Origin of the sequence: Salinisphaera sp. RV14 (assembly GCF_052044135.1) — a bacterium.
Taxonomy (GTDB): domain Bacteria; phylum Pseudomonadota; class Gammaproteobacteria; order Nevskiales; family Salinisphaeraceae; genus Salinisphaera.
The window spans coordinates 1-11,663 of sequence record NZ_JBQDYF010000036.1 but is presented as its reverse complement, the minus strand read 5'-3'; the positions used below and the strand labels follow the sequence as shown (position 1 = coordinate 11,663).

Annotated in this window: 8 protein-coding genes; 3 read left to right on the top strand and 5 right to left on the bottom strand. The window is 61.1% G+C overall.

Features of this window, described 5'->3' with window-relative positions:
* The first annotated feature begins 236 nt into the window (after window positions 1-236).
* Both ACS8Y6_RS18185 and ACS8Y6_RS18180 read left to right on the top strand, forming a co-directional pair.
* Window positions 237-5,606: a tyrosine-type recombinase/integrase gene (locus ACS8Y6_RS18185; RefSeq protein ID WP_440856225.1), complete on the top strand. Its 5,370-nt coding sequence runs from the start codon at window positions 237-239 to the stop codon at window positions 5,604-5,606.
* A gap of 458 nt (window positions 5,607-6,064) precedes the next feature.
* The gene (locus tag ACS8Y6_RS18180) at window positions 6,065-7,216 is read left to right on the top strand and encodes an IS256 family transposase (RefSeq protein WP_440856224.1); all 1,152 of its coding nucleotides are present in this window, start codon (window positions 6,065-6,067) and stop codon (window positions 7,214-7,216) included.
* A 139-nt stretch (window positions 7,217-7,355) separates the two neighbouring features.
* On the opposite strand, the gene ACS8Y6_RS18175 is transcribed toward ACS8Y6_RS18180, so the two are convergent.
* From ACS8Y6_RS18175 to ACS8Y6_RS18155, 5 genes are all read right to left on the bottom strand, one after another.
* Window positions 7,356-7,697, bottom strand: coding sequence for a hypothetical protein (locus tag ACS8Y6_RS18175; protein WP_440856223.1), 342 nt, complete (start codon window positions 7,695-7,697; stop codon window positions 7,356-7,358).
* A 144-nt stretch (window positions 7,698-7,841) separates the two neighbouring features.
* Window positions 7,842-8,282, bottom strand: coding sequence for an antitoxin Xre-like helix-turn-helix domain-containing protein (locus tag ACS8Y6_RS18170; protein ID WP_440856222.1), 441 nt, complete (start codon window positions 8,280-8,282; stop codon window positions 7,842-7,844).
* A gap of 117 nt (window positions 8,283-8,399) precedes the next feature.
* Entirely contained in the window at window positions 8,400-8,717 is a 318-nt protein-coding gene (locus ACS8Y6_RS18165) for a CcdB family protein (protein ID WP_440856221.1), read from the bottom strand.
* 9 nt (window positions 8,718-8,726) lie between these two features.
* Window positions 8,727-8,933: a type II toxin-antitoxin system CcdA family antitoxin gene (locus tag ACS8Y6_RS18160; protein ID WP_440856220.1), complete on the bottom strand. Its 207-nt coding sequence runs from the start codon at window positions 8,931-8,933 to the stop codon at window positions 8,727-8,729.
* A 130-nt stretch (window positions 8,934-9,063) separates the two neighbouring features.
* Complete coding sequence (locus ACS8Y6_RS18155) at window positions 9,064-10,608, bottom strand: Fic family protein (RefSeq protein ID WP_440856219.1); 1,545 nt, start codon at window positions 10,606-10,608, stop codon at window positions 9,064-9,066.
* Window positions 10,609-11,213: 605 nt separating this feature from the next.
* On the opposite strand from ACS8Y6_RS18155, the gene ACS8Y6_RS18150 reads away from it, so the two are divergent.
* A complete protein-coding gene (locus ACS8Y6_RS18150) occupies window positions 11,214-11,630 on the top strand; it encodes a hypothetical protein (protein ID WP_440856218.1) in 417 nt (138 codons plus the stop codon).
* The last annotated feature ends 33 nt before the right edge of the window (window positions 11,631-11,663 follow it).

The window sequence follows — 11,663 nt, the reverse complement described above, 5'->3', positions numbered from 1 at the left end:
TGGATGGGACTTCAAAATCAGCGGGTTGCAATGGCCAGCCTGGCTGCTGGCCTTACCTATGAGCCGCAATTAGTGACGCTATTTTATTCGCCACTATTTGATATTAAATTACTCAACAAGACGCTAATCCCTCTCTTATCAAGCATTTCATAGTACTATTTTGCGTAGCGCCTTCCTCATTCACGCTGATCAACGCTACTTGAAACCGCGGATCAGGCTACGCAAATTTCAATCCAATGGGCTCAGAGCAAACCCGCCGAACTGACCGTATAGCCGTCTTTGCTGAGCAGCACGGCATCCAGGTCGTGACGAACAAAACCAACGTCCGCGTCTCACAACTGCCCTACCCGGCACTGGCGGTGATGGCGGACGGCAATGTGCCGAAAGGCGCGCTCGTTGCTCGCGAAATTCGCCGATCGGTTGAGGCACTCGATCACCTCTATTCCGATGAGGAAATCAAGCGCCTCGAGCAACTGAGCCAGCTGGCCGATACCTTCCACGCCGAGTTCGAGCGAGATCCCTCACGAGCTCAGGGCAGCATGCACCCGCTCGCAGGCAAGCAGGGCCTGTCGTACTTCCATGGCGCATTTGTTCCGCGCCGCGGCGAGCATGAGGGCTTGAGAATACTCCGCTCGCTGCTGTTGCGGGTCATATCAGCCGGCAAGTTGGGAGCGGCCGACAACGCGGCGCGCCGGATTCGCGACGTTCTCACCATCGACCCGACGAGACGATTTGACGACCATGGCTCCGGTCGTCTCGCCGAGCAATGGGAGTCAAGCCTGGCTCCTGAAGCCCTGGCGCTTCTGCTAGATCCCTATTTCGAGGGTGATAATTCCGCAGCGGAGATATTCTCACGCCGGGCGCTTAGCACCGCTCCCAAGGCCAAGCAGAGACAGCGTGACAAACCGCTGCCCGAACTCCCAGACGACACGCCCGAACCTGCACCGCCCAGCTCAGACGGCCCGCCTCGGACTGACGGCCCTTTCAAACCGCCACCGTCTGCAGCCCCGCCCCAGCCGACCCATCCAGGCGGCCTCTCCGGCATCCGGCATTTCGAGCCGCCGCCAGCCGCACTCGACGCGCCACCCCCGGAAGAAATTCCCTATGAGGACCTCGAAGGTTTCCAGCATGTCCTCACACTCGATTTTTATCAGGACGAGGATGAACCATTAGAGGTCGACTCGGGTGAGAGTCTAAAAACCGCGGCATTCGAGTTCGAACAGGCGACCCGACATCATCTGGAGGGCGCCCTACTGCCCGATACCGACCGCAGCCTGACCACTGCGGAGTCCGCGCTGGTTTGGCGTCACCTGGCCGAACGGATGGATGAGCCGGCTAAACAAGATGCTCTGGCCGCCACCGCGGTAGCCTGTGCCGCCCTCATGTTGGTCACGGGCCGACGACGGGACGAGTGCATCCATGCCATCACGAATTTCCTCCTCGACACGCGCAGCGCAGTGCAGGCCGCGCTTCGCATTGAGCAAGAGACCTGGATCACCACGATCCCTTTGTTGCCGCCACTGCGCGATCCGCCCGCGCACTGGTTTCATACGGTTTCGTCGGAACTCCAGCTGCCCCTGCCCCGAGCGCTATCTCTGGCCCTGACCCAGTTACGCGACGGCATGTCGGCCGCCAAGATTGCCGCCATCGGCCAAAGCGACGACTGGCAAGACGCCTGGGCCGCGCTACGAAAGCAACTCCGGGCCACGTGCCCCCGTTTTACGGAAACCCGCTGCATCCACACGTTGGCGGTTCAGACGTTTGTGCAAACGGGCCACCTGCGCGAGGCGCAATGGCTGTCCGGATCTTCGCTCGAGCACTCCATCGCGTCGGGACACTATTACGCCACGCCCGCTCAACGGCTGGCGTCGATTTATCGCGATACCCTCGCCTGTCTCGGCATACGGATCGAGCCCGGGCAGGATGAAGCAAGCGAGCTGATCGGCGCGCCGCGCGCCGCCATCAACTGGGCGCGCGCCCGCGATGCGATCGAAGCGATCACAAATCGCGCGGCGGAATCCGTCTGTCTCACCAAAGCGCCGATACCGACCGTGATCGACGGGGTCAGCGCTCTGGGTTTTTATCTCGCGCTGCTGTTCGCCGCCTGCACTGCCCACCGAAGCACCGCATCGATTGGCCACATCACGCGTCGGGCCTTTCTGGTCGGTCTATCCGATACCGGACGATGGGGCCTGGCACTGGTCGCTGACAAAACAACCCACCCGCAGTTGGACGCGCGGATCTGCGCGTTGCCCGCGCTGTTCACCGAGCAGTTTGCTGCGTATATCCGACAGCTGGAGCGGCTCGAAAGACTCCTGGGGAAGAAGCAAAATGCCGATGACACGCTGTTGCGCCGCGTTCGCGGCGCCTTGAGCGGGGACGGCCCGTTGTGGTTCGCCGCTGTCGGTACGGCGTCCGATGCCGACACCCGGACTATTGACCGGCACACACTGGCGCAGGCCTGGCCGGAATGGGAAATCCCACTGCCGCGGCTACGACACCTGTTTGCGAGTCACGCCGATCATTTTGGCCTGGCGGGGTCGGATATTGCTACCCAGATGGGACACGGCATGGGCGGCATGCTTTTTGATGCCTGTGATCCGGAATCGCCGGCCACTTTCGCCGCGCGCGTTGCGCCCAACCTCGAACGGTATATCGAGGCCCTGGGATTTCGCTCGATTGGCCGGGTGCGCCGGCACGATCCGCCGAACGCACTCGCGCCTGTCAGCCTGGAATCGCTGCTCTCGGCGCATGGCGAGTTGATGGCGGCGCAGCGCGATCGGCGGGGACGCCAGCTGCCCGAACCGACCGACGACGAGCAAACGCGTGGCAAGGCACTTATGGCTGCGTTCGAGGCCGACCCCGCTCTGGAGACCGATTCCGACTGGCTTGTCGAACCCTCGCTGATCCAGCAGTTTCTCAACCAGACGACGAGCGAGAGTCTCGGCGTGCAGCAGGTGGTGCGCCGCGCACTGGCGTTACTGATCACACGCCGACGCGAAGCCGCGAAAAGTGCCGGAAAAAAGCGGCGACCATTCATCCCGCCGATTCGGGCCCCGGACAATAGCTACAGCATATTCAGCATGCTGCATTTCGATGCGGCACGCTGGGCCATTGCGCTGGAAGACCGGGCACTGTCAGTACTCGATCGCGGCCTGAAGAGTCAGGACGATGATGCAGTCCTTGCTGGCGCCGCGATACTGCTGGCGAGTTACGGTGCCGGCGCCACCTCGGATCGACTCCTTCATTTGCTGAATCCGAATCTGGCGCTGCATGCCTTCGAGCGCTTCGACGCGGGCATGGTGGCTGAGTTGCCCTTGATGGCATCGAGTGCAAAGACATCCGGCGATCACGAGTGCCAGTTGCTGACCGGCGATGTGGTCGCCCTCGTGACCGGCATTCGTAACCGCCGAACTTCGCCGCCGACCCCGAAGCAGATTGAAACCGCGCTCTCGGCACAACCCGAGTTGAGAGACCTGCTACCCAAACCGCAGACTGGCATGCTCGCCCGTCTGCTCACGGTGATCGGCCTGGCTCGCCAATGCGTTACTCCCGGCACGCGGAGTGCCTGGGAACGAGGCGAGCTCGACAGCGTCGGGCCGTCCTTGAGTCGACTCGCCCCGCTGTTTTCTGCGTCGGCTGAGCCCGCGGTGCCGGTGCCGGCAGCCCCTTCCGACGACCGGTCGCCGGCCGATGTCCCGGAAACGCCCGGCCGTCGCAGCGGCATGATTGAGTATCGCCGACTCAGACGCCTGGCCCATGAACTCGCCGTTGGCGGGCAATTCACCGGGACGCGGCATCGGCTGGTCGAACTCGGCCAGGAGTTTGCTCTTCGGTTTGGATCAACCAGCGTGATTTCATTGCTGGCCGAGTTCGTCATCTATCTGCGACAAGAGCGCGGCCTGGCCGACAGCACCGCCTACGATTACCTGACCACAATCGGCGCGCGGCTGATACGGGCCGTTGGCGCCGGCGATGTCCACGCCATTGAAACCGAGGCCCTCGAGCAGGCCATCCGCAATATCGCGGTGTCACTGCGCTCTGGAGACGAACGCCCCGACGTCGGCGCCGTCGCGCCCGCGTCGGCCTACTTCTCGGACATTCTGGATCGGGCGGGCGTGGAGCTTGATCTATCGCGGGCCTTCGATGGATTGACGTTCAGCGGGGGGCGACGCCCCGGTTACTTCGCGACCCAGACTGAAATCGATGCGACGGAGTCCCGGCTGGCCATGGCGACCGATCGCGCGCTCAATACTCTGTCCGTTGATTCGACGGCTGACACCGCAACGATCGCCGAGGCCGGTGGGCTTATCCAGATGGCCACGGGCCTGAGGCTCAGCGAGGTGGCCGGCCTGCTGGATCGTGACCTGAGTCTCGATTCCGACGTGTCGGTGCATGTACATCCGCTCAAACGGCGCCGACTCAAGAGCACCGCCAGCCGGCGCTTGGTCCGTGTGCCGATGAACGAGGAACGCCGCGATCGACTGCAGGCGCTGCTGGCACGATTGGGCACCCGCGCCGAAAACACCGGCGACCTCTTGCTCGCGCCGGACACCGGCACCGCGGTGCCGACAATGGCCCGCGTGATATCGAGTGCATTCCGGGCGGCTGCCTCGGAGCGAATCACCGGTGCTGCCGCCCGGGGGCACATCGCCCGACACAACGCAGCCACCGCTGCGGTACTGGCCACCCACCCGCAGCCGACCACGCAATCGCTCCGGGGGCTCGCGCCCCTGGCCCACGGGCATTCGAGTCGTCAACGAATCGAGCGACTGGGCAAGCTACCCGCGCGGCTGAAATTCCGCTACCTCTCGAGACAACTCGGCCACGGCACGCCAATCACGACCCTCATCTGGTATGCGCACGCCCTACCGCTGCTCCATGCGCAGACCACGCCCTGGCAGGGCCTGACGCGCCGGATTGAAGCAGGACTCCTGGCGCAACGCCCAAGCGATATTGACCGGTGGCGCACGCACCGCGGTGGACCTCTTGTTGATGGCAACAGCCCATTTCTTCTCCGCTTCAGCCTGAAATGGCTCCCGGCGCAGTTTCACCCACAGGTCGAAGTCGTCGAGGACGAGCACACCCAGCAGACGCCGGACGTTTTTGATCTATCGACGCTAAGTTGCGAACTGGCCGCCTGCGTGGCCCTGACCGTGCGGGAGGGCATTCGCGAGTCCGACGCCGCACAGCATTGGGGCATCGCGGATCGTCACTACCAGGCGATCGCCAAACGGCTCAGCGAGTATGACAAAGGCCATCATTTAGGCTATCTGACCGGCCGGCGAATCAGAACCCGCGTACATCCGCGCATCCCGCGCAGTCACGACCTGCGACAAATGTTCAGGCGCCTGGACGCACTCCTCGACGACGGCCAGCTCTCCAGCGATGCACTCCACCGATGGGTCCTGCATCAACTGTCCAGAGGCGGTCCCGAATTCGTGTTCGACGCCGAAAACAGGTCGCTCGCCGACGTGCTATGCGCTCACCCACGGATCAGCGAGAATCTCATGGCAACCGATTCGGCGGTTCTGGACGTCGCACCCTCCGATAGACAGCTGGTGCTGCTCGTTTCGGCCGTCATCAGTTGGCTCCGGCGAAACTGACGGGTAGAGCGTGGCTATCCGGTTGGCTCAGGGACCGAACAAACTTGGCCAACCGGTCGGTGATCGATCACTCGAATCCGGGCGTGGACAGGAACGGGGCCTCGAGCGCGGGCTCACGCATCGATGGTGCCACGACGTAGCCTTTGGTGTGGGCAGGATTTTTTCCCATGGGCCGGATCGTCGGGCGATGACTCGGACATCGGTGGCGCAGGCGTTGCCGCCGGCGGCCGGTGATCCGCCCGCCCGTTAGGCGGCGCCATCCGCGCATGACACCTCTTCACCGCGCGAGGGGAGCCGCCCTCTCAAAAAAGGGTTGCTCGCACGCTCGGCGGTATCCCCTGCACACCGGATGGGAGTGCACCATCTGTTCTGTAAATTGGCCTGAGCCGGAAAGGTGACAGGCCACCCGCTATTCTTTCGTTGGATTCATTGGACGTGAATGACGAAAGGAGCAACGAATGGCCTGCCAACGACAGGATAACGAAGCCGTGGCTGCAGCGGAACTGATCGCAGAACGTGGCCTGGAGGGACTGGGAGATGCGGTGTCGATGCTGATCAACGAAGCGATGCGTCTCGAGCGGGAACGTTATCTGGGCGTGTTGCCGTTTGAACGCAGCCCGGAACGGCGAGGCTACGCCAACGGCTACAAGCCCAAGACGGTCAAGTCACGGGTCGGTGCCCTCGAGCTAGCCGTGCCCCAGGTGCGCGAAGGCGGCTTTTATCCGAGTTCGCTGGAGCGTGGGCTGCGTTCCGAGCGAGCCCTGAAACTGGCCCTGGCCGAGATGTATGTCTCGGGCGTCTCGACGCGCAAGGTCGCACGCGTGACTGAACAGTTGTGCGGCTTCGAGGTCTCGTCGACCGAGGTTTCACGCTGTGCCGCGGCGTTGGATGACGAGCTGAGCGCATGGCGCGAGCGTCCTCTGGGCGCCTATACCTACGTGGTACTGGACGCCCGTTACGAGAAAATGCGCCACGGCGGCACCGTCGTCGATTGTGCCGTGCTGCTGGCCATGGGCGTGGATGCCGAAGGCAAGCGCGCGCTGCTGGGCGTGTCGGTGGCGTTATCAGAAGCCGAGGTGCATTGGCGGACGTTTCTCAAAGATCTCGCGGCTCGCGGGCTGCACGGCATCAGCCTGTTTGTGAGTGACGATCACGCCGGTCTCAAGGCCGCTCGCGCGGCCGTGTTCCCGTCCGTGGCCTGGCAACGCTGCCAGTTCCATCTACAACAGAACGCTGGCCACTACGTGCCCACCCGATCTCTGAAGAAACCCGTCGCCGCTGATATCCGAGCGATCTTCGATGCCCCGGATGAAGCCGAGGCGAAGCGGCTGATCGAGCGCTTCATCCGAACCTACGAAACCAAGGCCCCGAAACTGGTGCAATGGGCGGAAACCGCCTTGCCGCAAGGCCTGGCAATCCTGGCGCTGCCGCGCCACCACCGCAAACGGCTGCGTACCAGCAATGCTATCGAGCTCGTCAATCGGGAGATCAAACGTCGTACCCGGGTGGCGACGCTGTTTCCGAACGAGGCCAGCTGTCTGCGGCTGGTGAGCGCCGTGGCCATGGAAATCTCGCAGGATTTGAATATGAGCGAGGACGAGAACGAATAGACGATTACGCCAACGTCAGAATCGCGAATTTACAGAACGGGTGTTGCTTAATCCACCGGATCCCGCCCCGGCGATGGCGCTGATGGCGCTAAAACCATTGGAACGGCATCGCCGGTGGCAAACCCGAATTGATCTCGCTTCATTCGGGAATTGTTCCAGTCCCGCCCACAGACCACGCGTCGGAAAACTGCTGTAGCAGCGCAGTTCGCTCGCGCTCGCCCAAGGCCCGCGTGAACGGCGAGCTAGAGCGCATATCGCACGCATAGTCTGATTCGGCCACCAGCAAGTCGATCAACGCACGCTTGTCATAGTCCGCGAGCACGCGATCCCATTGCACCAGCCACCAGGCATTAGCGGGCGTATTGGAACGATGGCGGTCCAGAAACGCTCGGGCCTTGGCGATCTCGCCCGGATAGTCGGCTTCCACCTTCTTGGCGATCGCGCGATGCAGGTGGAGGGATTTGGCGAACTCGCGACGCATGGCTGGGCTATAACAGTGAGAGGAGGGTGCGCCCCTTTGTCGACACGATGGCCGGAAACGCGACGGCATGTCACGCATATCTCAGTTTATGCGCTTGAAAACACGGCGAGTGTCACAAAGACTGACTAAACAGCCACGTCATGCTCAGGCAGCGGTGCCGTAGGTCAGTGCCAGCAGCACGTCGGCAACCGCCTGGAAACCCGCTCCCGACTCTATAACCAGTTCAATAGGCATATGACGATCAAGCAGAGGATGCCCCATCGTCAAGAACCGTTGTGCCTTGCGTTCGTTGCGAAAGCACTGGTTTGTTTGCACGAAGATACGGGCCGCCCGGTAAATTTTCTCGCTTTCATCGCGCGTAAAATGTGCGCCGCTACTGACCCGGCGCTGATAGGTCCGATCGGTCATGATATAGCGGCGAAAGACCACAGACGGAATGCCAATGGTCGTCGCCACGTGCTCGATCACGTGAAGCGGCAACCCGTGCTTGAGTGCGTCGTTCAGATACAGGCAGGACGCCGGTTGGGTGTCTCCCAGATCCAGCATTTCGCAGATCGTTCTGACTTCCGATTTGAATGCGTGCATTGCACTATTATACGAAATGCGACGCGCTTAACATATCACGCCATTTGGCCCGAGCATCGACTGACACGGGCTGAGCTTTCTACATAATCAAGACGGGTGATTACATTCGCGAAGTTGTTAGACTGCGGTGAAAAGAAAATCGACGGCTGCCATCAGGTCGTCGCGATACGCTGAGAGATTTCCGCATGGCTCGGAAAGCTCCCTGACCGGAACCGATGCCATTTCAGCCGTGGACAGAAAATACTTCTGTCCTTCGACCGATACGACCGGATTAAGGCGTTGTATTGCCGGCTGGCCTGATGGTTTGGAAACGACCAAAGGGGCCATGAGGCGAGTCGCCAAAGTGCTCAACATGTCATGTTGAAGATCAACGATGATGGGAGCCCACTTGCGCGATTCAGGATTAGGATTCGGGTAGAGATCAAACTGCGGCACGGCCAGAAATCAAAAGCTTCTGTAGGCGGACAATGCAGCGCCGTGTTGCTCGATATGCTTGTTATATGCCTCGATTGCCCCGCGATTATCAGCTAGCCAGGCTTCTTGCTCGCGGCGGCTGATCTCCTGCTCAAGCGAGGCCTCGAGTGTCTGAGACAGATTGAGTCCGAGGCATTTAGCCTTTTCCTTCAATGACCTGCGAATTCGCAAATTCACAGGAGATTTATCCTCAGTGCTTCTTTCCACGTGCATGGACACCACCACCGTTTAACATGCGCCTAATCTATGCGCATAGAGTGCAAAGCGCAAGTGCCGTAATGTTCGCGTTTATTATGCCTCTCTACAGCTATTGACCGGATCTGGGGCCTTGCTCTGATCTGCCGGTGTCGCTGGCTTCGGCATCGCGCATCACCAGGTGGGTCGAACGACTGGGCCGATCGAACGCATGCGCTTGGATAAGGGTCGCCATAGCGGCACTGTAATCCACCATGGGCGTCGCATCGTGCAGGCGCTGCGCGGTTTCGATCACACGGTGTAATGACCTCGGGTCCCCCGTACGCGAGAGCAGGCGGACGGCGGCGAGATAGTCGTGGCTCAGGATGCTCGGGATGACGACGCGGGTCAGCCCCGACCGTGATAACTCGGCGTTCATGAACAGGCGAGCCAGACGGCCGTTCCCGTCCTCGAACGGATGCACTTCACTGATGAGGTGGTGCAGGAATATCGCCCGTGCCACGGGATCTCTAACGGCGCGGCCGATCTCGAAGCCGGCCTTGAGCGTGCCCTGCACCTGTTCTGGCGCCACGAAGCGATAGTCGCCGACGCGATTGGGCCGGATCTTGAACGCCCCTGGGCTTATGCGAGGCCGGGCACTGAATAGGTCACGATGCCAGTGCTTGAGCTGATCGATGAACTGGGCTGTATTCTGGGGTGTGCGCATGGCTTGCCACGGCTCCTCCACCAGGTTGTACACGCCCAGGATATCGTGGGCATCGGCCCGACGGGATTCGGGGATCTCGGCGTCGAAGACAATGGCCCGTGCTTCGTCGACTTCAAACGCTATACCTTCCATGCGGTTGGAGAAATACGACTCGAAAAAGGCCGCATGCCGCCAATAGGCCCACGCATCGGCGGTCTGATCAAATGACGGGCGCGGGATGCTGGCCGTTGCGAGGCGGTTAAGTGCCATCGTGAGGGCTTCGAAATCGGCCACACGAACACCGTCGATCGGCTCCGATCGCGCTTGCGCGCGAACCGTCGGCGCCACAGGCTCGGTGCCCGGAGGAGATCCCTGCACCTGCAGACCGCTGATGATTTGATCGAGTTGCCGGGCTTGCCTTACCAGGCCCAGCGCGGGGGCGATCGCCCAAGCGCGCTCGCGGATAGCCCGCCATTCGGCTTCGCCCCGAAGGATCGCCCGGTGCGCCAAAAAACGCTCTACACCGTCGGCGCCGACACTTCGCGCAATGACATGACGGGTCCGCGAGGGCACCAGATTTTCCAGCAGGAACCGTTCGACGCTGGCGGCATACAATGCGTCGCCCATGCGCATATCATCGGGTAGCGGCCCATGGCCGGGGATCGTCCGGAATGCCAGTCCGGGAAGTGTCCGGCTCGCCGCGTCATGGGTGATAAAAAGCGCGTCCCGTGTCCTCAAGCTGCCCTCGAGGGCGGTGCGATAACCTACGACCCCGCCGGGGTACAGCAGGCCGGCAATCTCATACGCGTGCCGCCGAACCACAACACTTAAAGGCTCATCAAGATACGAGGTATAGAGGGCAGTCGTGATCTCCCGCAACCGGCCGCGGCGAGCCGCGCGCGAAACGCGTTGGCGGGTGGCGGCGTCTACGCCAACCGTCGAAACAAAGGCTGGAAATGCGGTGCTCATCATGTCACAAAAGCCGTGCTAACGAGGCCATGATACCCGCTGACGTCACGAATCACGACTTACATATAGCATTCTGTCACAGAATGACTGTTAAGCGCTGCCGGGCAATATTCGACCGGGCGCCGCATCAAGCCACACGGCCATCTACCGATCCCGCGCGCCCACGATCTACGCCGCGTCTTTCGCCGCATCGATCAGGCACTGGAGCCGGGCCATTTAGACAGCGACGTGCTGCGCCGATGGCTATTCCGCCAACTGCCCGCCGACAAGCGGGAGTTGGTATTCGACGAGACGATCGGTCTGGCCGATGCCGTGCGACGTCATCAAAAGAGCGACCCGACCAGGCGACAGTCGACGCCCGGATAATCGAGCCGTCGCCCCCATCGGTCCCTGCTGCTGATCGCGGCCGCGATGAGTTGGGTACATGACAAACTGACGGGCGAGCCATCGTCGTACGATGAAATTCGAGAGTTCACACCCTGCCTCATGCTTGCAGCTGAATGAGCAAGAATTTTAAAGCTACCTTTAATTATTAAAGCTAGCTTGTTTGCTTTTACTAATTTACACCCTTATATTTTTAAATAGCACTCAATAAGCCTTGGCTAAAAATGTCTGAGCGATCTGTCGCGACGTATTATGTCCCGCCTCGACACTACAAGGATTTTCGGCGTTCTCTGGCCGAGATTGAGCGCGATGTCTGCCCGATTGCTGCCAAAGCAGGGCTCAAGATCCATCGTATCGAGTCGATTTTCGACCCGGCGGATCCGAATATCGCGACCGGCTTTGAAATTGAAGCATCAGCCGGAGAAGACGCCGATGGAAAGCCAGCCAACGCCAGTTTCTTACCGCTTAAAGATGTGCTTGCTGCCGTCGTCGATGGGGCACGACAGAGTCTGGTAAACCGAGAAAAAACGCTCGACGCCCGCGAGCGGAAGATCGCCGAACTTTCTGATTACGCAGAACACACACAGATCAACGGGGAGGTGCACGCCCCGCCGGCGCTTATCCGACGTCAACTACTTTGACCGGTTTGATGACAATTAGAATGGCCGGTCGAT